The 22642-nt window shown below is 36.5% G+C and carries 24 protein-coding genes and 1 pseudogene; 17 read left to right on the top strand and 8 right to left on the bottom strand.

Annotated features, from left to right (window positions below):
- Positions 1-257: 257 nt before the first annotated feature.
- Positions 258-1601, bottom strand: coding sequence for a CAP domain-containing protein (locus ACEN33_RS04215; protein WP_407094642.1), 1344 nt, complete (start codon positions 1599-1601; stop codon positions 258-260).
- A 204-nt stretch (positions 1602-1805) separates the two neighbouring features.
- On the opposite strand from ACEN33_RS04215, the gene ACEN33_RS04210 reads away from it, so the two are divergent.
- The 3 genes from ACEN33_RS04210 (at position 1806) to ACEN33_RS04200 (ending at position 4570) form a co-directional block, all read left to right on the top strand.
- Positions 1806-2432, top strand: a complete 627-nt coding sequence (locus ACEN33_RS04210; RefSeq protein WP_407094643.1) for a sigma-70 family RNA polymerase sigma factor — start codon at positions 1806-1808, stop codon at positions 2430-2432.
- Between the two features lies 1 nt (position 2433).
- Positions 2434-3489, top strand: coding sequence for an anti-sigma factor domain-containing protein (locus ACEN33_RS04205; protein WP_407090666.1), 1056 nt, complete (start codon positions 2434-2436; stop codon positions 3487-3489).
- Between the two features lie 88 nt (positions 3490-3577).
- A complete protein-coding gene (locus tag ACEN33_RS04200) occupies positions 3578-4570 on the top strand; it encodes a PepSY domain-containing protein (RefSeq protein WP_407094641.1) in 993 nt (330 codons plus the stop codon).
- Between the two features lie 137 nt (positions 4571-4707).
- On the opposite strand, the pseudogene ACEN33_RS04195 reads toward ACEN33_RS04200, so the two are convergent.
- Both ACEN33_RS04195 and ACEN33_RS04190 read right to left on the bottom strand, forming a co-directional pair.
- A pseudogene (locus ACEN33_RS04195) lies at positions 4708-5435 on the bottom strand (DsbA family protein).
- Positions 5436-5646: 211 nt separating this feature from the next.
- A complete protein-coding gene (locus ACEN33_RS04190; protein ID WP_407094640.1) occupies positions 5647-5943 on the bottom strand; it encodes a lipocalin-like domain-containing protein in 297 nt (98 codons plus the stop codon).
- 202 nt (positions 5944-6145) lie between these two features.
- Here ACEN33_RS04190 and ACEN33_RS04185 point away from each other — a divergent pair, with 202 nt between their 5' ends.
- A complete protein-coding gene (locus ACEN33_RS04185; RefSeq protein WP_407093934.1) occupies positions 6146-7114 on the top strand; it encodes a diaminopimelate dehydrogenase in 969 nt (322 codons plus the stop codon).
- A gap of 49 nt (positions 7115-7163) precedes the next feature.
- Here ACEN33_RS04185 and ACEN33_RS04180 read toward each other — a convergent pair whose 3' ends face one another.
- Positions 7164-8141 carry a Gfo/Idh/MocA family protein gene (locus tag ACEN33_RS04180; RefSeq protein WP_407093935.1) on the bottom strand — a complete coding sequence of 326 codons (978 nt, stop codon included), beginning with the start codon at positions 8139-8141 and terminating at the stop codon, positions 7164-7166.
- 22 nt (positions 8142-8163) lie between these two features.
- Complete coding sequence (locus tag ACEN33_RS04175) at positions 8164-9177, bottom strand: Gfo/Idh/MocA family oxidoreductase (RefSeq protein ID WP_407090672.1); 1014 nt, start codon at positions 9175-9177, stop codon at positions 8164-8166.
- 164 nt (positions 9178-9341) lie between these two features.
- Between ACEN33_RS04175 and ACEN33_RS04170 the strand changes: the two genes are divergently transcribed.
- The 3 genes from ACEN33_RS04170 to ACEN33_RS04160 are packed head-to-tail and all read left to right on the top strand — an operon-like array spanning position 9342 to position 11301.
- On the top strand, positions 9342-10298 hold the full coding sequence (locus ACEN33_RS04170; protein ID WP_407090673.1) for a Gfo/Idh/MocA family protein: 957 nt from the start codon (positions 9342-9344) through the stop codon (positions 10296-10298).
- A gap of 38 nt (positions 10299-10336) precedes the next feature.
- Complete coding sequence (locus tag ACEN33_RS04165; protein WP_407090674.1) at positions 10337-10534, top strand: YwbE family protein; 198 nt, start codon at positions 10337-10339, stop codon at positions 10532-10534.
- A 53-nt stretch (positions 10535-10587) separates the two neighbouring features.
- Entirely contained in the window at positions 10588-11301 is a 714-nt protein-coding gene (locus ACEN33_RS04160; protein ID WP_407090675.1) for an MgtC/SapB family protein, read from the top strand.
- Positions 11302-11317: 16 nt separating this feature from the next.
- On the opposite strand, the gene ACEN33_RS04155 is transcribed toward ACEN33_RS04160, so the two are convergent.
- Together ACEN33_RS04155 and ACEN33_RS04150 are read right to left on the bottom strand one after the other, a co-directional pair.
- Positions 11318-11866, bottom strand: a complete 549-nt coding sequence (locus ACEN33_RS04155; RefSeq protein WP_407090676.1) for a hypothetical protein — start codon at positions 11864-11866, stop codon at positions 11318-11320.
- A 13-nt stretch (positions 11867-11879) separates the two neighbouring features.
- Positions 11880-12314 carry a hypothetical protein gene (locus ACEN33_RS04150; RefSeq protein ID WP_407090677.1) on the bottom strand — a complete coding sequence of 145 codons (435 nt, stop codon included), beginning with the start codon at positions 12312-12314 and terminating at the stop codon, positions 11880-11882.
- 137 nt (positions 12315-12451) lie between these two features.
- Here ACEN33_RS04150 and ACEN33_RS04145 point away from each other — a divergent pair, with 137 nt between their 5' ends.
- The 5 genes from ACEN33_RS04145 to ACEN33_RS04125 all read left to right on the top strand — a co-directional run bounded on the left by ACEN33_RS04145 (position 12452) and on the right by ACEN33_RS04125 (position 18075).
- Entirely contained in the window at positions 12452-13291 is an 840-nt protein-coding gene (locus tag ACEN33_RS04145) for an aldo/keto reductase (RefSeq protein WP_138405313.1), read from the top strand.
- 30 nt (positions 13292-13321) lie between these two features.
- Entirely contained in the window at positions 13322-13672 is a 351-nt protein-coding gene (locus ACEN33_RS04140) for a DUF2568 domain-containing protein (protein WP_407094639.1), read from the top strand.
- Between the two features lie 110 nt (positions 13673-13782).
- Positions 13783-15690, top strand: coding sequence for an alpha-amylase family glycosyl hydrolase (locus tag ACEN33_RS04135; protein WP_407094638.1), 1908 nt, complete (start codon positions 13783-13785; stop codon positions 15688-15690).
- A gap of 74 nt (positions 15691-15764) precedes the next feature.
- Positions 15765-17000 (top strand): serpin family protein, encoded by a 1236-nt coding sequence (locus tag ACEN33_RS04130; protein ID WP_407094636.1) that lies wholly within the window; start codon positions 15765-15767, stop codon positions 16998-17000.
- A 100-nt stretch (positions 17001-17100) separates the two neighbouring features.
- The gene (locus tag ACEN33_RS04125; RefSeq protein WP_138405317.1) at positions 17101-18075 is read left to right on the top strand and encodes a serine hydrolase; all 975 of its coding nucleotides are present in this window, start codon (positions 17101-17103) and stop codon (positions 18073-18075) included.
- Between the two features lie 74 nt (positions 18076-18149).
- On the opposite strand, the gene ACEN33_RS04120 is transcribed toward ACEN33_RS04125, so the two are convergent.
- Positions 18150-18785, bottom strand: a complete 636-nt coding sequence (locus ACEN33_RS04120; protein WP_138405318.1) for an SGNH/GDSL hydrolase family protein — start codon at positions 18783-18785, stop codon at positions 18150-18152.
- A 155-nt stretch (positions 18786-18940) separates the two neighbouring features.
- Between ACEN33_RS04120 and ACEN33_RS04115 the strand changes: the two genes are divergently transcribed.
- From ACEN33_RS04115 to ACEN33_RS04095, 5 genes are all read left to right on the top strand, one after another.
- On the top strand, positions 18941-19372 hold the full coding sequence (locus tag ACEN33_RS04115; RefSeq protein ID WP_138405319.1) for a DMT family transporter: 432 nt from the start codon (positions 18941-18943) through the stop codon (positions 19370-19372).
- A gap of 41 nt (positions 19373-19413) precedes the next feature.
- Positions 19414-20583 carry a haloacid dehalogenase-like hydrolase gene (locus ACEN33_RS04110; protein ID WP_407094635.1) on the top strand — a complete coding sequence of 390 codons (1170 nt, stop codon included), beginning with the start codon at positions 19414-19416 and terminating at the stop codon, positions 20581-20583.
- Between the two features lie 66 nt (positions 20584-20649).
- Entirely contained in the window at positions 20650-21198 is a 549-nt protein-coding gene (locus ACEN33_RS04105) for a DJ-1 family glyoxalase III (RefSeq protein ID WP_138405321.1), read from the top strand.
- Between the two features lie 138 nt (positions 21199-21336).
- The gene (locus tag ACEN33_RS04100) at positions 21337-22140 is read left to right on the top strand and encodes a C39 family peptidase (RefSeq protein ID WP_407089360.1); all 804 of its coding nucleotides are present in this window, start codon (positions 21337-21339) and stop codon (positions 22138-22140) included.
- Positions 22141-22173: 33 nt separating this feature from the next.
- The gene (locus tag ACEN33_RS04095) at positions 22174-22635 is read left to right on the top strand and encodes a low molecular weight protein-tyrosine-phosphatase (protein ID WP_407093943.1); all 462 of its coding nucleotides are present in this window, start codon (positions 22174-22176) and stop codon (positions 22633-22635) included.
- The last annotated feature ends 7 nt before the right edge of the window (positions 22636-22642 follow it).

Below are 22642 nucleotides of genomic sequence, written 5' to 3'. Positions count from 1 at the left end.
CTTTGTGGTTAATGAATAATCGACCTAGGAAATGCTTAGATTACCAAACACCTTTGGAAGTATTTTTACACGAACTCTTATTAATTGAGTAAATAAAAAATTGTCGCATTAATTATTGCAATTCAACATAGAAAAAAGAAGCATGAATAATTCGTAAATTATCCGTGCTTCTTAATATTTCTATTTTTGTGAACTAGAATTGAAATCCTATCAGATATCGAATTTATGGCAGTAAATTCGGTATCTTTTATTTTACTTTAGTTACTGAATACTTGTGTTGAATAGATAATGATGTTGTCTCCATTTTCGTACGTATCAAGTTGAATTGCATGATCTAAATACGAACCATCCATCATGTTTTCATAGTGTCCTGGACTCTTCTTCCAATTATCAAATAATTTTTGAGCAATTTCTTCAGGTGTTGCATTGCGTGAAATGTATGTTTGTTGTAGGTTCTCTCCGACAATCGTTCCACCTTGATCAAAGCCAGGTGCGGTGAAGAATGATAATCCATTCGGTCTTGTATGTGAGAAATGCTCTGTAATTTCTGTTGTTCTATTTACGGCTGCAGTTTGTAAATGATCACCATAATTCAATTGACTCTGACCATTATTTAAGCGTTCTTGATTAACTAAATTATGGAATTCTTGAGTAACTGCATCTAAATTGACATTATTGGAATCAGTTACTGTTGTATCAACGGGAGGTAATTCATCTAATGTAGTTTCAGCTACTTGATCATTTCCTGTTTGATCTGGCGATTGTGTTGTTTCTACTTCTCTCTCCTGAGCTATCGTTGTAGGGATATCACCTTCGGTTTTCGGAGTGTGTCCTGGAATGTTATTTGGATCGTTATAGAATCTTTCTAACCAATAATTGTCGTCATCGTCCCAATCATCGTCGTCCCAGTCATCGTCATCCCAATCATCGTCGTCCCAGTCATCGTCATCCCAATCATCGTCGTCCCAGTCATCGTCATCCCAATCATCGTCGTCACAGTCATCGTCATCCCAATCATCGTCGTCCCAGTAGTCATCAACCCAGTCATCGTCATCCCAATCATCGTCATCCCTGTCATCATCGTCCCAGTCGTCATCATCCCAGTCATCATCATCCCGGTCATCGTCATATGCACCAGCGACGTGAATACCTTGGTTATCTATGAGACCGATTAAGACATCTGAAGTATTGATATGATAATCCGAACTTAGACCATTTAAGTCTAATAATTCATTAACAGTCAATCCTGCAGCGGAAGCAATATTAGGAAGTGTGTCTCCCCATTGAACGACATAAGCAATTGAGCCTGCTTCTTCTTGACGAAGTAACTCCTCTTTTATTTCTTCAGGAGACTTTTCTTGCCAACGATTAATCAATGCATTTAAAGCAGCATTTTGTTCTTTTTGCACTATCGGATGGCTTAATACATTATTTGTTTGAGTTTTTTCTACATTTTCAGTTGCAGAATTAGCCAAAGCACTTTCTAAGATCTCAGTCGAATGACTAAAAGCTAATCCAATGGAAGCAACAACACCAATTGATAATAGAGCCTTTTTAACACTAAAACCTTTTCTTCTTAATAGATATTTCTTGTTTCGCATTTTCGTACCTTCTTTCTTATTTTTGACTTTGCTTTGCCAGTCGATACATAATACGAAAGCTATATCAATTTTAGGGACCTTTTTGGAGGATAATTAGATTAAATCAATAAATATTTGTGCTATGATTTAACCAACTACAGAAAAAGGTCCCTAAATTGTTAAAAAGTTACGTATTATATATTGAGCAGATAGGAGGCATTTCAAATCGAAAAACAAATTGAGCAACTAATTGAAGAACATTACGGCTTCATAATAAAAGTAGTTAGTGAGACTACCAATAGATATGTTAATGTTCAAAATGATGATGCTTTTTCAATTGCTTTGTTAGCTTTTAAGGAAGCCGTTGAAAAATATGACGAGTCAAAAGGATCCTTATTGAATTTTGTAAAAGTGGTTATTCGAAGTCGCGTGATTGATTATCTAAGGAAAGAAAAAAAGAATGAAGAGATGGCATCCTTAGATTCGATGGCAGAATCAGGCGTACAATTTCAAGACGAATCGAGACAAAGTGAAAATGTATTAGCGATTGAAATTGAAGAGTGGAAAAGTACGATTGAAGACTTTGATATTAGTTTGGAGCAGTTAATAGAAGAATCTCCAAAACATAAAGATAGTCGCGAAAGAGCTATTCATATCTCGGAGAAATCAAGTAAACATAAGCCGATAACAATTCCCTTATTTGAAAAGAAGCGTCTCCCTATAAAACTAACCGCAACATATAATAATGTCTCAGTGAAGGTTATAAAAGGAAACAAAGTGTTTATCACATCGACTATTATTATATTTAAAAATGGGTTAGCAAGCTTAATAGATTGGATAAAGAGGGGATAAGATGAGTAAATATGATGTAAAAGAAACGATTGTCATAGAAATCAAAGAAGATTACGTCATCGTCATGGACCCGAGTGGTGAAATTCATCGGTTGAAAAGAAAAGATTCTTTAGCCGTAGGTGATCAAATTTTTTACTTTGATTCTGATCGATATCAAGCGAAAGAAAAAGTTCGTCATGTGAATTTTAGGCCACTAATAAGTCTCGTAGCGGTTGCAGCAGTGTTGTTCTTATTCTTTAATCTTTCTCAAAATATTTTTGGTCCATCAGAACCTGCATATGCAGCCATTTCAATCGGAACTCAAGAAGGTGTTCAAGTTGAACTGAATGATGATTATGAAGTCGTTAGAGTCATCAATCGACTGGGTGAAATGGAGAATGAAAGTATAACTGAAGGAGAAAAACTAAGTGAAATTACGCCTTCACTGGTAAGTCTCATTGATGAATCAGATTCCTTAGATGTACTTATTGCTATCTCAGCCGCCAATGCGGATGATACGAATGCGATTGAGGATCTAGTAATAGATGAGTTAAGGAATGCAATGGCGAATAATAATATTGTCGTCATTAAAGGGTCAATGGAAGATTACGAAAATGCAACTCAACAAGAAGTCTTATTGGGTGATTATCAATTGGCTAATGCAAATATTTCATTGTGGACAGATGAAGAGAGTCGCGTATTATCAGCTAAAGAAAAACGTGACCGCTTATCAGGAAACGCGGAGTATTATAATTTTAACCAAAGTAGTGAACGTTTTAGAGAATTATTAGAAAGTATCTATAATCGCTCAGAAGTTCAAGAACTACAAAGCTTCTTCAAAGGATTAGTTACACCAAAACCAACAGATAATAGTGAATTTAATTCAGATGATGATTGGTTCGAATCGTTTTATGATGAAGATTCGTATAGTACTGATGACAATGTCAATAGTTCAGTGAATTCTTATATAGAAGGTGATGATGACTGGGATGACGATGACTGGGATGATGACGATTGGGACGACGATGATTGGGATGATGACGATTGGGATGATGATTTTGACGATGATGATGATTAATTTTTAAAAAAGGTACCTAAAAACAAATCGACATTCGTATTATTTAATAAGCCGAGCAAACGGTAAAAAAATAAGGGAGAGATAGAAAATGAAGATGAAAAAATTCCTTCTACTCAGTGCATCAATGCTTGCTCTAAGTGGCATTACGCCTGTAGTAAGTATTAATGCGCAAAATAATGATGTTGGTACTGTTGCGATTTCTCAAGAACAAACAAGTGAGTTACAAAATGCTTTTGATGAGGCAGTTTCACTTTATCAATCATACTATCCAAATGCCGAATTAACAGATATTGATATTCACATGCATCAAGAAACAGGGCAGTTTATTACAAGAGTTCTTGGTCGTGGTGAGACAGAAGCATATCAATTAATTAGATATAACGGGGAAAACTTTTTTGCAAGTAAATCTAGAGATGATGACGATGATAATTTAGCTATAAATGTTGATGAGCTGGCTTCCATCGAAGAAATCACTCAATCAGTCATGGATCACACTCAAAATAATAATATCGTTAATTGGAGTTTAGATAGTGATGATGATGATGATATCAGTGATGACGATAAACTAGAGTGGGAGATTACACTCATTGATGGTAATCGGGAAATCGAAGTCGAGATTGATGCCTTAACAGGGGATATTCTTGACCAAGATGATGATGATAGAAATGACATTAATGACGATGTAAATGATGACGATAACGACGATGATGATGATCGCCATTACTACCGTCAATTCTATAATGATTATAGTGGAAGCCGCCCAACAGTTTATGATAATAATTATTACTATGGACGTGATGATGATCGCTACGATGACGATGATAGGGATGACGACGACCGTTATGACGATGACTGGGACGACGATGATAGGGATGACGACGACCGTTATGATGATGACTGGGACGACGATGACTGGGACGACGATGACTGGGACGATGATGACTGGGACGATGACGACTGGGATGACGATGACTGGGACGATGATGACTGGGATGACGATGACTGGGACGACGATGACTGGGATGACGATGACTGGGACGACGATGACTGGGATGATGACGACTGGGATGACGACGATTGAGACGACTAACGAGACGCATCGTTTAAATTAAGACGATTCAAACTAAGTTGAATAATTATTTTTAACAAGAAAAAAACGTAATGAAAGTGGATTTGCTTCCCCTCTTCACTACGTTTTTATTTGTTTATCTTTTGAAGCTAGTCGCAGATCCAAGTTCCATTTTCAACGCGACACGATGCGCCAGTATTATCACCTAATACTTGAAACTGAGGTGTCGTAGGTTTAGTGATATTAATATTTGCTTCTTGTGCTGCTTGCTCTAAAGCTTGTTCAATCAGCTCTTGAGGTTGGGCACCACTAATGAGGTATTTTTTATCAATCACTAAAGCAGGGGCTCCTTGAATACCGTAAGCATTAACAAGCGCTAAGTCATTTAAGACTGCTTGTTTAGTTTCATCATTAGTTGCTTGTTTTTTCCATGAATCAAAGTCGATGGACGTTTCTTTTACTAAGTCATCAATGACATTTTGATCTGCTATATTTAAATTGCGTACAAACAAGCCTTCTTGAAGTTTATCAAAGACTTCCCAGTACATTGAATCGCCACCAATTAAACCTGCAGCTTTAGCTGCAATTAGACCAGGTTGCGAATGAGGGAAGTTGAAGTCAGTCTGTCTCATACCTTCGATATTAAAGCGGTGCTCATCATCGTTTTGATTTGCGGCATCCCAGTGATTTAAAACTTCGGGTTTAACTGCTTCATGACTGCCAAACATTTGCTCAAAGTGTTCTACTTCCCAACCTAGGGCAAATGAACGGTGTTGTATATCTAAATTCTGATATTTATCCATGACTTTTCGCATGCGATTTGCATCGGAAAGCAAAAAGAACAGATAACATCGTGAAAAAATTCGATTTCTAGCATAATAGCCTCCTTTATTCCGTAGTGTTAGTATAGCATCCACACCTATCATTACAATGGATATTTGATTGTGTAAGCGCTAAGCTAAATTATATTTTTTTTGCCAGACTAATTTACGTTCAGGGTGTTCAATATTTGATAAGTATAAGAGGTCACCTTCAATATTAACTGAACGTTTTTGTTTTGATCCTCGATATGCAGGGATAAGGCTTAATTATACAGAAGTAGTCATCACAGCTTTTTCTTCATCCAAACTAAAATGCCCTGAATATGCATGATACCCATGCATTCCCATTGCTTTCTCAACATCCGTTCTATAGTGAGCGACGGCATCTTTAGATAAAGCTTCTTTAGCCATTAATTGAACAGAGAATAAGCCAGTATGATCAAAGACTATAAAACCTTTAGCATCCTCACCTAAAGGGTAATAAATATGGTCATTTTGATCGACTGATTCGAATGATTTAAGTGACCAAGTGGTTCCGATTAATTGTTCTTCTAAGTTTTTCATATTTACCTCCAGATAATTGTAGTTGATAATTATAGAATACTATAGTTGTCTAAGATTGGCTGTATTCATGCTTGCGTACATTTTATTAAAAGTTTTATCGAATTAAAAAAGGGAATTATGTTATAGTAAATTAATTGACATATGAAGAAAAAAGAAGCAAAATATAATTAGTTTTTAACTATCCTGTAAGGAGGATTTAATTATGATAAATATTGGAATTGTGGGTTACGGTAACTTAGGGCGCGGTGTAGAGGCTAACTTAAAGAATGCACCAGACATGAACTTAGTGGGGATTTTCTCTCGTCGTAATCCAGATACTTTAGATACAGAAGCAACAGCATATCACATGGATGATATCTTAAACTTCAAAGATAAGATTGATGTTTTAATTTTATGCGGGGGGTCACGTTCGGATATTCCAGAACAAGGACCCGCTTTGGCAGAACATTTTAACACTGTAGATAGCTATGACAATCATAGTCAGATTCCAAACTATTTTGAAAGTATGGACAGTGTGGCAAAAGCACATAAATATGTGTCAATTATTGCGACGGGATGGGATCCAGGATTGTTTTCTTTAAATCGTTTAATTGGAGAGGCTATCTTACCTAAAGGAGATACATATACTTTCTGGGGTGAAGGCTTGAGCCAAGGGCACGGAGATGCGGTTAGACGTGTTGAAGGGGTTAAAGATGGCGTTCAATATACAATTCCAAATACAGAATTAATTGATCAAATCCATGCAGGAGAAACCGTCGAATATACATCTAAATCCGCTCATAATCGTGATGTTTATGTGGTGTTGGAAGGGGGTGCAGATGCAGAAAAAGTAAAAAATGACATTGTAACGATGCCAGATTACTTTGAAGGGTATCAAACCGAAGTCACTTTCATTACGGAGGAAGAATTACATGCAATTCATGCTGGTTTACCACACGGTGGACGAGTGATTCGCTCAGGAGAAACCTCCCCTGACATGCAGCAAGTCTATGAATTTGGTTTAAATTTAGGCAGTAACCCTGAGTTTACAGCTGCAGTCAATGTGGCATATGCACGTGCCGCTTATAAATTGCATCAAGAAGGGCTTTCTGGAGCTCAGACAGTTTTTGATATTGCACCAAAATATTTATCACCTAAGAGTGCTGCAGATTTACGAAAAGAATTATTATAATGAGAAACCCCCGAAAGAAATGCGGTGACATTCCTTTCGGGGGTTATTGTTATCCTAATTTGATACTAGCATCTTCAAGTGCTTTCTCTGCCACTTCCATGACGATTTTACTATGTGTGAGTTTCTCACGAACAGTATCCATATCATGTTCATTAATGATGCGGTTGAAGGCGATAAATTCCTCATACATACGATGCGGGTGTACTTTTAAATCAATGACTTCTTCCGTGAGTTTGCCAATAATTTTAGTATAACTTTCTAACGTGTTTGTTGGACCATTAATAATGAGCGAGCCATCGGTTCCTTGAATCGTACTTTTAATCGGTGCGCTCGTGTCTTTAGATCCAATACAGACAACTTTTGTTTGATCATATTCCATGACTAATATTCCGGATGTATCAATTTCTCGTTCGATATTGGCATAATATTCAACCCGGTTTGGTTTACCTAATAAGCCAACAACGAGGTGGATGTTATAAATATTAATATCCATTAGCGATCCGCCACCCATTTTTGGGTTAAAAGCCGGCAGAATAGTTCCTTCTTTGAAAGCGTCATAACGTGAAGAATACTGTGAATAATTACATTCAATGATTTTTAAATCACCAACATCATTTAAATCCTCTTTAAGTTGGGCAAAATTAGCAAAGTATTGATTGGTAATTGCTTCAATTAAAACTAAATCTTTCTCTAAAGCGATGGCTTCTAACTCTTCTAATTCTTTTAACGTTAAGGTGAAAGGCTTCTCGCAAATCACATGTTTGCCTGCTTCAAGAGCTTTTTTACTAAATTCATAGTGCAGATGGTTCGGTAAGGCAACGTAGACAGTATCTACATCAGTGCGCTTAAGAATCTCATCTTCATTAGTATAAACCCCATCAATATTATGAGTGACGATTAAATCTTTGTTTTTTTCTATGCTCCGCTCAGAAGATAATAGAGCAGTTAGATTAATTTCTGGAATGTCTTTTACCATTTCTAAGAATTCTTGAACGATTTTTCCAGCGCCAAAGATTGCTAAATTCATAAAACTTCCTCCATTCAATGGTTTAACTTAAGTGTTTTGTTCCTTCTTCAAGTAATTTAATTTGTAGTAAAGTTTGGTCGTCTTTAACAACTTTATCTTGCTTGTTAATAAGTGTTTGATAGACATCTTCATAGAAGCGACTATAGTCGCCCACTTCAGAGATGACTTTTTCTTGATGATAGTGATTGTCATCATCCATATATGTTAATGTGCCGTAATGTTGGGGTAAGTCAACGCCAAAGTCAGGTTCAGTTGGCATATAAAATTGTTTCAAATGCTCTTCCTGACGGTCTTTAGTCTCTTTAATAAATGAGCCTTTTTTACCATAAACAATAAAGCTAGGACGCGGTGTCAAACGGAAGTAACTAGATTTTACGGATACCTTTAATTTGCCGTAGTAAAGGTCTAAATCAAAGTAATCGTTCATTCGACCTTTACCTAATAACTGGCGCACGTCTGAATAAACTTCGTCAGGCTCTCCAAAGTATGAGATAACTTGATCTAAAGTATGGCAAGCATGTCCATACAAAAAGCTGTCAATTCGAGAATACGTACTATTCTCTGGTACTTCGGGTCGGAAGTAATCAAAATGCATCTCAAGTTCTAATAAATCGCCTAACTTATTTGATTCAATCACTTTTTGAACCGTTAAGAAATCTGAATCGTAACGTCTATTTTGATAACTTTGAACAAATAAATTCTTTTCATTAGCGAGCGTGAATAATTCTTGAGCTTGTTCAACTGTTTCAGTGAAAGGTTTCTCGACCAACATATTTTTCCCACGCAATAAACCTTCTTTAGCTAAGGGATAATGACTTGAACTTGGTGTTGTTACTACTACAAGTTGGATTTCTGGGTCATTATAAATATCGTCGATATTCGTTGTATACTGCACTCCTTCAATCGGAGTCCAGTCACTTTTTCCACTGCGAGAATAAATGGTTTTGATTTTTATTTTGTCAGATAATTGGGTTGAAAAAGGCAAATGGTAGCGATTAGTACTTTTACCATTGCCAATGTATGCAATTGTAAGCATGAAAATCCTCCCTTTATATTGTTATTACTAACTATATGCTAAAAATGAGAAAATTAATAGAGATAACTATTCGTAAGATATTATGAATCGAGAAAAAAATAAGGTACAATTTACATAATGAAAACTCTTTTATAAAAAATACATTTAAAAAAAAGGGGTAACGTATGATTAAATGGGGAATTATTGGCGCGGGAAATATTGCACATCGCTTTGCGACGAGTTTAGAACAAGTGAAGGGTGCACGTTTATATGCCGTAGCACGACGGACGATGGAGAAAGCAGAAGCTTTTAGAGCAGAACATCCATGTGATGTCAGTTATGATAATTATCAAACTTTATTAGATGATTCAGAAATTGATGCGGTCTACATTGCTTTACCACACCAATTTCACCTAGAATGGGTTAAGAAATCATTGCGAGCTGGAAAGGCTGTTCTGTGTGAAAAGCCGGCGACGCTGTCACTTCAAGAAATGGAAGAGATTACTGAGACGGTGAAAGAAACGAATGTATTCTTCATGGAAGCAATGAAAAGTCGCTTTGTCCCGGCTTATCGTGAGATTAAAGAGCGCATCGAAAAAGGAGGTATTGGTGAAGTGTTAAGTGTTTCAACGTCTCTGTGCCGTGTATTTACTGAAACGGATGCAAGTTATCACTTTGAGCCTGTTCAAGGGGGCTGTTTACTGGATATGGGAGTGTATAATATTTCATTGATTGAAGATTTCATGACATCACCGGTTCAAGTGAAAGCCGTAGATTATGAAGTGACAGATAATGGGGTTGAAGTCTATGTCGATGCGAAATTAGAATCGAATGGTGTGATTGGACGAGTGGAATCAGCTTTTGACCGTGAAACGGAGACAGTCGCAATTATTACGGGAACGATTGGAGAAATACGTATTCCAAACTTTCATCGACCAGCTTCATACACACTCACTTTAGCTGACAGCAATGAATCACAATTACATGAAGTGCCATATGATCATGATGATTTCTATAGTGAAATCGTTCATGTCGTTGAATGCATTCAAGAACACAAAACAGAAAGTCCGATCATGTCATTAAAGCATTCAGAGAATGTAGCTCAAATCATGGACCAAATTAAAGATGAGATTGTGTTATAATAGAAGGTTGTTATAAAAGATCTAAAGGAGGAATACAAATGAAAAATGGAACTAAACGTGCCGATATTCAAATCGGGACAAAAGTAAAGGTTGTTCAAAAACAAGATCAACGTTCAGGAAAATTGACTGAAGGAGTTGTCAAACGTCTCTTAACTAATTCACCTAATCACCATCACGGAATTAAAGTGATGTTAGAAAGTGGCATTGTAGGTCGAGTTAAAGAAATTATTGAATAATTTTTCAAAGGATGTATAATAGGTGACTTGAAAAAACTGAGAGGAGGAATGTAATGAATCTAACGTTTGATTTATATGAATTAAATACAATAACGATTCTTGTTCGAATTTTACTGGCTGTTCTCATTGGCGGATTAATTGGGATGGAACGTGGGATGAAGAATCACACGGCAGGGCTGCGAACTTATATTCTCGTCTGTCTTGGTTCTACCATGGTCATGATGACAAACCAATACGCTACTGAGAATATTGGGGGAGGAGACCCAACTCGTTTAGGTGCCCAAGTAATAAGTGGGATTGGCTTTTTAGGAGCTGGAACCATTCTTGTTACCAATCGAAATCGAGTGAAAGGCTTAACAACTGCTGCTGGTTTATGGGCGGCTGCCTGTATTGGTCTTGCGATAGGTATTGGCTTCTATGAAGGAGCGATTGCTGGTGGTATTGCCATTTTACTGATTATGACCTTACTTAGACCTTTAAAGAAAGTCATCCAAGGTAAGTCGAGTAAGATTGATTGTTATATTATTGCAGATTCTTTAGATAGCTTTAATCACTTTTTAGAATTTTGTGCGGATTTACGGGTGAATATCATTGATATGCAGATTGAGAGTGAGCATGTCATTGAGAGTGACTACGAAACGGACTCCAATGAAATTGTTTACTTTGTAGCTATCGATTTATATAACCGAATTCAGAAGCAAGACTTTATATTGCGTGTCAAAAACTTAAAAGGGATCAATTATTTTGAAGAATTAGAAGGAGAGTAGTCATACCCTCCTTTTTTTATTTCCAAATTTGTGCGTATTTCTTTTGATACTTGGAGTCATCGACAAAGGTGATAAGTTCAAGTGCTTGAGTTTTAATGACTTCGTCATGCGTTTCGTCATATAAATTGCGCATACCTTGTAAGAAGTCATTACGAATGAGTGTATAATTTTTTTCTTTGTCGCCATCATTGAAACGGTCTATCACGTGTGCTAAGAATAGATTCTTAGCCGCGTCGCTTCCAAGCCCGACTCGCCATAGAGTTTGAATAGTGTGGCGTGCAGTGACAAATTTTTCATCGAAAGTGACTTGCCATAAAGCATCAAAATCTTTTAAAATTCGGTCTTCAGGGTCGCTATAGGCAGCTAAGCGAGATAAATATTGGGCAGCTCGTGATCTTTGATGACCATCTTTATCTGATAATAATTCAATTAAATCATCCCAAACGTCATACGCCCAATCCACCGGTTGTTCTAAAGTCGAATTTAGTTCAATTAAAGCATTATAACGTTCTTCTTTGGTTCCATTTTTAGATAGTTCAAATAAGTCTTGGATTTTTTGATCCATAACGCACCACTTTCTATTGTTTTATTTCTAGCCATTGTTGATAGGCGATATTGAATACTTTTTCTAAAGTTGGTAAATCAATATCATCAAATTGTTTGAAACTAATGCTACTGCTACCAACCTTTACTTTCCCCAGTTGATCTTGATATTTCTTAGCCAAGTATGTCTTATCCTCAACTGCATTCACATACAGACTGAAGTAAGCTTTTTGCCGGGCTAAACCTACCATAAACCATGTTTCATCGGTCTTACCTTTTATTGGGATTTCTCCGTAACCGATGATTTGTTGTTGGGGCCCGCCCAAAAATTTACCTTCCCAAATATTGCGACTATCTCTGCCAAATTGTTTCGTTAACATTTGATCTAATCGAATGATAGTATCTTGATCCTTTTCGTCTAATTCATTTAAATATACATCAAACGTTGTGTCTGTTTTAACTGTCGCCATAATAAGACTTCCTTTTCTTAATCAATATATCATATTATTTATAAAAACACTGCGAAATTAACTTTAACTAAGTTGAATGATTTTGTTGATAGATTGTGTGGTATTAAAATATAGATATAAGAAAAGGAGAGGTTTAAATGGAATTCTATAATGTAAATGACGGAAATAATTTTCCTAAGATTGCTTTAGGGACAGTTGGCCTCAAAGGAGCAAAAGGCGTTCAGTCGATTAAGACAGCACTCAGAAATGGTTATGAGTTAATCGACACATCGACGAATTACAATAATGAAGGGGCTGTTGGGAAAGCCATTCGTGAATTAAATATTCCTAGAGAGCACATTCAAGTCTCATCTAAACTACCAGGAGCTAATCATGAATATGATAAAGCGATTGATGCGATACAAGAATCATTGTATCGGATAGGCATTGATTATTTTGATAAATATTTAATACATTGGCCACTACCAAAACGTGATAATTATGTTGAAGCTTGGCAGGCATTAGTTGATGCTCAGAAATTTGGTTTAATTAAGACCATAGGTGTGTCTAACTTCTTACCAGAACACTTAGACCGTATTATTGAAGCCACTGGTGTGACATCAGTAACGAACCAAATTGAACGCCATCCCTATTTCAATAATTTAGATTTACATCAAGCGAATAAAGATCGAGGGATACTTACGGAAGCATGGAGTCCACTTGGACGTGAGTTAAATGACTTATTAGAGAATAAAGTATTAGCTGAGATTGCTAGAGAACACGACAAATCAATCGCACAAGTAATTATTCGCTGGAATATTCAAACAGGTATCTTAGTCAATGTAAAATCAGGGCAACTGGAACATCAGATTGAGAATATTGATGTTTTTGACTTTGAATTAACCCAAGAAGAGATGGAATTAATTAATCAATTAGACAAAGGAAAAGAAGGTTTAGTTGAAGGGCAAGATCCTAGAGAATACGAAGAGTTTGACTAAGAAAAATAAAAAAATAAGAAGGCGAAAAAGATGAAGTTTTTACAAGGTCTGCATGCAGTTTTGGCTTTAATCATTGAAATTGTTGCTTTAATTAGTTTCGGCTATTTTGGTGCAAGCTTCTTCTCACAAAGGTGGTTACAAATACTTGGAGCTATCGTAACTGTAGGTGTCATCATTATTATTTGGGGAGCCTTTTTCGCACCGAAAGCAACGTACCCACGGCCAATTGCTTGGATGATCATCGGTAAATTCCTTATCTTAATGCTGCCAAGTTATATGTGGTTTCAAAAGGGGAATACTGTGTATGCCGGCAGTTGGTTTGTACTTATTCTTTTTCACCAGTTTTTTCTTTATAACTTTCGAGAAAAATCAATCGTATAAGTATTTAAACTGAGTGAAAAAACTCAGTCTTTTTTTTATAGATATTATTGGCGAATGATGAAAGTATTGCTATACTTATTTGTAAACGCTTAAATAAAAAGGAGACACATATGAAATTACAATTCAAAGCTGCTCTAGCACTCAGTTTACTTAGTTTAATGTATCAACCAGTCACAGTTAGTAACACTCAATATGTCATGGCAGAGGCCGTCGAAACGAGTGTCGAATCGGATGTCGTCACAGCCAATGTGAGCCAGCCTTTTCATTATAACCAACATGCCATACTCGAATTGGATGTCGAAGAGGGAGTACAAATTGAACAAATTGTTGCGGATGTCTCACAATTAGGAGGCTCTAGCCAATTAACCATCTCACCTGAATTATTAAAAGTGACCTTATCAGTCACACATGATGTGGAACCGGGTGACTATTCGATTCCGATTACTTGGTGGGATTCAGAAGAACAAGAATATCAAACTGAAACAACCGTGACGATTCTTCCGAGAGAGAAAGAAGAAGGAGAACTGGATTGGGATGAAGAAATTATTTACTTTATGCTGACAGATCGCTTTAAAGATGGCGATGAGTCCAATAATAATCCATGGAATTTAGCATACGAAGAAGCAGATAATCAACGAGGTGTTTATCAGGGTGGGGATTTTAAAGGGATTACTGAACAGATTGATTATTTAGATGAGTTAGGTATTACGACGATTTGGATATCACCGATTGTATCGAATATCGCTTATGATGTATCTTCAGGGACGAATGATGGGGCATTTTATGGCTACCATGGTTATTGGGCACAAAACTTTGAAGAATTGAATCCGCATTTTGGTACGTTGGAAGAGTTTCATGAATTAATTGATACAGCAGCTGAAAAAGATATAAAAATTATGGTCGATGTTGTCTTAAATCATGCAGGTTATGGCATGCACAGTAAAGATAGTGATGTCGATAATGCGCCCGAAGGCTACCCAACAGAGGAAGATCGAGAAGTGTTTGAGGGGATGTTGCGTGATTCCCCAGGTATGGATTCACTGACTCAAGAATTATCTGGTTTGCCTGACTTTACGACAAAAGAACAAGACGTCTATGAACAACTAGTTGATTGGCAGACAGCTTGGCTAGATTTATCAACCACACCTGCTGGTAACTCGATTTCTAGCTTTAGAGTAGACACAGTGATTCATGTTGATAATAAGGCTTGGCAACACTTTAGAAATGAACTCACAGCAATTGATCCAGACTTCCAATTAATCGGTGAAGTATGGGGAGCAAGTGCAACAAGTCCGAAAGGGTATTTGAATTCCGGAATGATGGATAGTGTCTTAGATTTCGAATTTAAAAACTACGCTAGAGATTTCATTAATGGTGACTTTAGAGGTGTAAACTCTCGTCTAGAACGCCAAAATGGTGCAATGACAAGTGCGAGTCCGACTGGGCAATTTCTAAGTAGTCATGATGAGACCGGTTTTTTATATATGATAAACGGCAATGAAGATAAATATAAAGTGGCAGTCACATTACAAATGACTGCTAAAGGGCAACCAGTCATTTACTACGGGGAAGAATTAGGTCAGACGGGAGCCAATAATTGGCCGGTGTATGACAATCGGTATGATTTAGCATGGGACCAAACGGAAGACAATGATATCTTAACGCACTATAAGAAATTACTTCAATTCCGTCGTGCAAATTCTGAATTGTTAGCTCGTGGTTCTAGAGAAGTTTATGGTCAGTCATTAGAAGATCAATGGACAATCGTGACTAGAGAGCTTGAAGGGGAACAAGTTTATATTATCTTTAACTTATCTGAAGATTCACACACAATAAACTTACCCGTATCATCAGAAGATGCAGCAATAACTGATTATTATAGTGACCTCACCTATACTGCGGAGGCAATTGAATCGGGAGAAGCAAGCATTGAATTGATGATTCCATCAATTTCAGAAGGCGGCACAATGTTGTTAGTAGTAGAAGACGGCGAACTGACTCCAATGACTGAGGAGTGATATTCAGTGACTGTGATGCAAATTTCTTTATACTGAAATAAGTCACACTGTACAAATTATGAAAGGAGTTTGATATGTTTAATTTATTAAAGAGGGTATCTCAATTATGTAAATATTTATTAGTTGTAATCCTCGCTGTATCAACGATGACACCGGGATTAGTCTCGGCATCTGAACAAGTGGAAGGAGATTTTGAAGGAAACTTAGCCCAACAAATTCAAGACTTTTCCCAGGAACTTAGACCCTTAGTATCAGAGGAAGTGGAAGAGAATGCGCTTTACTCACCCTTATCGTATTACTTAGCCTTACTCACCTTAGAACCAGGTTTAACCGGATCAGAAAAAGAACGACTCAGTGAAGTTCTAATTCCAGAGGGGATGGACCGAGATGAGTATGTTGCCTCGATGGCAAGTTTTATAAAGGAAGCGACCGAAGGTGATGAACCAATCTTTGATACGAAAACGTATCTTTTAGGTCGGGAAGATTTAAAATGGAATTCGACTTATTTGGAAGATACAAAAGATTTAGCGACTGAAGCGAGTCGAGTTGATTTTCAAGATTCATCAACCTACGAGTCATTGAATGAAGATATTGCTGAATTAACGGAAGGTCTGATTGATCCGTATTATAGTGAAGCACGTATCGCTGAGATGACATCCAATGATTATTTACAAATAGTCATGATGAATTTACTGTATTTCAAGAGCAATTGGTTAAATGTGTTTAACGAAGAATTAAATACAGACGAAACTTTTTACGGTCGCGATGATGAAACAGTTGTTCCAATGATGCATTTGGAAGAAAGTATTCCTTACTTAGAAGGAGACGGCTTCCAAGCTATCTTACTTCCGTATCGTAACCAAGCTAACTTATTAATCGTCATTCCTGATGAAGCGGCAGATGATGAAAGCATGTGGGAAGCGTATCAATCGGTATTAGAACAAGAGGAAGAAATTAATAACAAGACAATCGCTTTAACTTTACCGAAATTTGAAAGCAGTGGTTCCTTTGATTTAACGAACTCGTTAGATGCTTTCGACTTAAGTAATTTTAAAGAAGACTTGGGTGAGACCGACTTTTTCACTACTCAAGAAGAAACTGCTTTGAGTCAAATTCTTCAACGCATTGAACTTGTTCTGGATGAAGAAGGAACAAGTGCAGCGGCAGTCACAGAAATAAATATTGAAACAACGATGGCGCCGGTTGAAGAAGAACCGATTGAATTAAAAGTGGACCGCCCCTTTGCTTACGGGATCATCTATAAAGATATTCCTTTATTTGAAGGATTGATCCATAATATTTCTGAATAAATATACTTAATAAATAAATGAATTAGTCATGCAATTTTCAATGTTTTTTTCTGAGTAGACTGCTATAATAATCTTGTTGTCTATAGAAAGGAAATAACAGATGAAAATGAAAAACAAACTAAATATAATTTTGTGGATGATGTGTGCATTATTAATGACACAAATCACTTTACCTGTAATTCAAGCTGAAGAGGCTTCGAGTTCAGACTTATCTGAATCAGAAGCTACAGAAGAAAAAGATGAATCTGAAGAGAGCGACATTTATGATTATGAAGCGATGGAAAATTTAGATATGGAGCCGCTTGCGTATTCTGAATATGAATCTTTAGAGGATATTGTGTATGAATTATTAGCCAAATATGGTTTAGATGCGTCACAAATTGGTTTAGCTTATACAAATTTACAAACGGATGATGCGTATTATTTAAATGAAGATGAGCAATTTATTGTCGCAAGTATGTATAAAGTACCGATGGTTGCGATGTTTATTGACTTAATTAACCAAGGCTACTTAACTTGGGATTCAGAATTACCATATAGTGAAGAATATTACCAAGATGGGGCAGGCGAGATTACCGCAAATCCTAAACAAGCCTATTACCGTTTAGATGATCTGGCATATCAAGCTATTGTTTACTCTGATAATACAGCTTCGCTCATTCTTTATTATTATTACGTAAATAACTTTGGAAGTTTCCGAACAGGACTTTTAGACTTTGTTGATTTTTATGAAGTACCAGAAGTTTATTACTATGATAATTACGGTTCAGCTTACATGATGAACTTGTCTCTACAAAAGATTGCGACTGACGATACTTACGCTCATGTTCGTGATTTAATGATGCAGACATCACCAAAACAATTATTTTCATTATTTGTTAATGACATGGCGACAAAGTATGGTCGTTATGAGAACATGTTAAATGATAGTGGTATTTTCTATCAAGACGATGAACCGATTTATTCTTTAGTTGTTATGGTAAGTGATGATTTATATGCAGATATGTTCATTGCGGAATTAAATCTACGTGTCAATGAATGGACACTCGCCCAAACAGAAGCATCAGAAAGTTAATCTCACAAACAAATAAAAACACCCGTGAAAGAGGCAGTGACATTCGTCCTCAGTTACGGGTGTATTTTTGGATTTTATAAACCAGTATGTCTTAACCATTGATCTGCGATAAAGGCATGACCTAGACTTGTCGGGTGAACCCCATCAGCACCAGTTATTGTCTCATAACCTAAGTTTTCTCCAGCTTGATTTAAGGCGTCGTCTAACTTCACTAACGTTGCGCCGTATTCTTCGGCTAAGTCTGCAATTACTTCTTTCATTATATCGACATAGGGACGCCAATCTAAGCGGTCCTCAGGGTATGGTAATACATAAGGTTCGACTAAAATAATTTGAACCTCTCGTTCAGTCAATGTCTTTAATAAATATCGATAATTCTCTTTATATTGTTCGAGAATTGTTTCTGTATAGGGAATACCAGCAGACAAACGGTGCCATATATCATTAATTCCAATTTGAATCGTTACTATATCTGGATTTAAATCAAGGCAGTCCACTTGCCAACGAGTGAATAAATCGGTCAATTTATCACCACCAACCCCTTGATTTAAGATATTTAATTGAAGGGGAATATATTGACGATATAACTGTCCGGCAATCATATTGACATAACCTTGCCCTAAATTCGCACCGAAGTATTCACCACGCCCAGCATCCGTAATGCTATCACCGATAAACAGTAGCGTATTTTTATGTTGTAATTGTACCATTTGTTTAACCTCCTAATAGAATTGTTAAGTATGTATTCAATTATTATTATATGATACTTGGAAGTGATTCACTAGTAATGTGAATAAACTGGTTTTTATATCAATTAGCTTGAAAATTGGTTATGATGTAAGAAATTCAATGTGGAGGTCGACTAATGATTCAAGGTATATTTTATTCATTATTTGCGGGAATCTTAATTGCTTTACAAAGTATCTTTAATACGAATATTAGCGCTAAGACGGGTTCTTGGACAATGACAACCGTTGTTCACGGAGTTGGATTTTTAGCAGGTTTGTTAATTGTTATGTTTGTTCGAGACGGTAGTGTGGAAGAGTTACTTTCAGTAAACAAGATGTATTACTTAAGTGGTATCTTTGGTGTATTAATTGTATACGTTGCTGCACAGGGAATGATGAGTTTAGGGCCCGTTTATTCCTTCATGATATTAATGGTTGCACAGTTGTTAATTGCGCTCATCATTAATACGAATGGTTGGTTTAACGTAGAAATGATTGAATTAACATCCGGCAAAGTCTTTGGTATGATAATAATGATTATCGGTATCGTTATTTTTCAAAGAGGCTAGCTTTAAAGGCAAATAAAATATCAAAAGGGGTAAAGTAGAATATGACATATTACTTTCAAGAACATCAATGGGAACCATATGTATACAACAGATTAAACCAGTTAATTGACCAATTTAAAACAAGTGAATCATCAAATTTTAAAACGAAACCCTATGTTGTTTTTGACTTTGATAATACAAGTATTATTGGCGATGTAGAAGATAATTTAATGATCTACATGCTAGATCACTTATTATATAAAATGACTCCCGAAGAGTTTGAACAAATAATTATCACTGACATATTTGATATGGATACTAACTTAGATGAGGCACTTGAACACACTACCCCAAGAAAGTTAGCGATAGATATTATTCAAAGCTACACTTGGCTGTGGGAGCACTACATTAATAAAGATAAGGGCGAACGACTTAGCTTAGAAGCTATCAAAGAAACTGGTCAATACAAAGCTTTCCAAGCAAAACTTCGCTACTATTATGTCAATGTGAATGGTAAATTTACTCGTCAAGCAGGCAAACCTTGGCTCACTTATTGGTTTAAAGGCTACACTCCTGAAGAGTTAGCAATCTTAACAAAAGATATGCTAAAAGAAGCAACGAATAAAAAAGCTGAGAAACATATTTATTCAACACCTAAAGAGTTTTTAGGTAAAGCAGGTCAAATCAGTAGTGAATTCCAAAGTGGTTTGATCTATCCAGAAGAATTAATTGCTTTATATGAAGCCTTTCAAGCGAATGGTATTGTGACTTATGTCGTGAGTGCGAGTCCGGTTGATGTTGTCAGAACAGCAGCAAGTGAATATCAATTCAAAGTGCCAAAAGAGCAAGTCATTGGAATGAATTATGATTTAGACGCTGAAGGTAAGATCAAAGCTTATATGACTGCTGGGGCGCCGATTACGAAAAAAAACGGTAAGACAGAGGCGATAATGAATTTAATTGCTCCTAAGCATGAGAACCGCCAACCTATCGCTTTATTTGGTGACAGCATGGGGGATTATCATATGATGACAGAATTAAAAGATGTATCGTTAAATGTAATCTTTAATTGTTTAAATCAAGATAAGACTAAAGACTTGAAACAGATTGCAAAGAAGCAGTATCAAAGTGATGATGCGAATTTTGTAGTCCAAGGGCGAGATGAGAATGCAGTTCGTCTGATCCCGAATACTAAGACATTAGCTCTTGGTCAAACTGAATTAGAATACTAAATTGAGTAGATAATTAGATTAAGTCTTTGAATTATTTTATAATAATTAACATAGGAGGCGTTATAAATGAAGAAAGTTGCAGTAATTTTAGCTAATGGTTTCGAAGAAGTTGAGGCAGTTGCACCGATAGATATTTTACGCCGAGCGAAATTTGAAGTTGATATTTATGGATTAACAGAAGAAGTAACGGGAGCGCATAATATTATTATTAAAGCGGATCACATTCTGGAAGAGCCTATAAAAGGTTATAATTTAATTATGCTACCAGGTGGGATGCCAGGGGCGAAAAATCTACGTGACAATGAACTTGTTATCAAGTCTCTTCAACAAGCCAATCAAGACCAACAACAGATTGCAGCAATTTGTGCGGCACCCATTGTATTAGAAAAGGCAAATCTCTTAGACGGTAAGAAATTTACCCACTTCCCAGGATTTGAAGATCAACTGACAAGTGGTTTTGATCAAAAAGAAGCTGTCGTAATTGTAGATGGCAATATTGTCACGGCACGTGGTGCGGGGGTAGCCCTTGAATTTGGTTATACTTTAGTTGATTTACTTGGCGGTGACGGTGAAGCGATACGTCAAGATATGCAATATAATTATTTATTTAGCTAAACAATAGATAGTAGGTTTAAAGCTGTAAGAATTGTTCAAAGCAATTCCTACAGCTTTTTCTAAATATCAGACCATATGCTGATGCCCGCAATTATTAGCATTGATATATTAGAAACAAATAAACCGATGGAGGTAACAATGGCAAGGAAAACGAACAGACAGGCGAAATCTTTTGGTACGGGAAAATTAGTCTTAACGTTATTTGCACTTATAATTATCATTGGAATAAGTATGTTAGCTTTTATTTTTATTACCGAAGATGCCAAAACTAATTACCAACCATACTATATAATGGCTCAAGTTAATGAAAACTATTTAATTGAAAATCAATCCCAGATTGTAGAGGATATAGAAGCAACGGATGTTGACCTACAACAATTAGGGCACGTCTTTATCCCTGAAGAGCCTGCGAATTATATTGATATTCAACATGTTGGACAGCATAATGTACCATATTTAAACCAAAATGATCCAAGATGGGCGGACAAACATTATGGTACGGATGGTTCACAAACAATTTGGGAAAATGGCTGTGCTGTGGTTGTCTTAGCAATGATAGATAGTTACTTTACTAACACAAAAGTCAGACCTGAAGAAATTACACGTTGGGCTGGAGACGAATACTATATGACAAATCAAGGAACGTCTTGGTCTATTTATTCAGCTTTTGGACAAGATTTTGGTTATGAAGTTGTGGATGTAGGTAATGATTTCTACTCAGCGGTGAATCTATTAGACAATGGTTACTTAGTTGTCGTATCAGTTGGACCAGGCACATTTACTCAAGGTGGCCATGTGATGTTAATGCGAGGTTATCAAGATGGATTAGTCTATCTGAATGATCCGAATGATGCACCAGACAAAATGTTTAGTATTCAAGGGATTGAAGCACAGACAATGATAGATGATGCGCTAAATTATTGGGCAATTGCCCCAGTTTAGTGAGTTTAGACATAACTTTAAGGAGGGATATGCATGATTCACGTATTATTTGTATGTTTAGGAAATATTTGCCGTTCACCGATGGCAGAAGCGGTCTTTAGAAAGATGATTCAAGAAGAAGGACTGACTGACAAAGTTACAGTAGACTCTGCCGGAACGAGTTCGTGGGAAGAAGGGAATGCCACACACTCGGGTACTCGAAGACGATTAGCTCAAGAAGGTATTTCAGTTGGTGGTATGTACTCACGACCACTAAACAAAGATGATACAAAACAAGCGACTTACATTATCGGTATGGACGAAAGTAATATGCAGAACATCCAAAAATTTACAAATGGCCAAGCAAAAGGGCAAACGAAGAAGTTACTTTCTTTTATTGGCAGTGATGAAGATATTGCAGACCCTTACTATACAGGGAATTTTGAGACAACCTATACTCAGGTTTATGCAGGATGTCAGGCCTTATTAGAGGAAATCAAACAAGAACTTGAATGAATTCAAT

Source organism: Ruoffia sp. FAM 24228 (assembly GCF_045528575.1).
Lineage (GTDB): Bacteria > Bacillota > Bacilli > Lactobacillales > Aerococcaceae > Ruoffia > Ruoffia halotolerans.
Note: the sequence above shows the minus strand (reverse complement) of the source record. Positions and strands in the feature narration are given on the sequence as shown.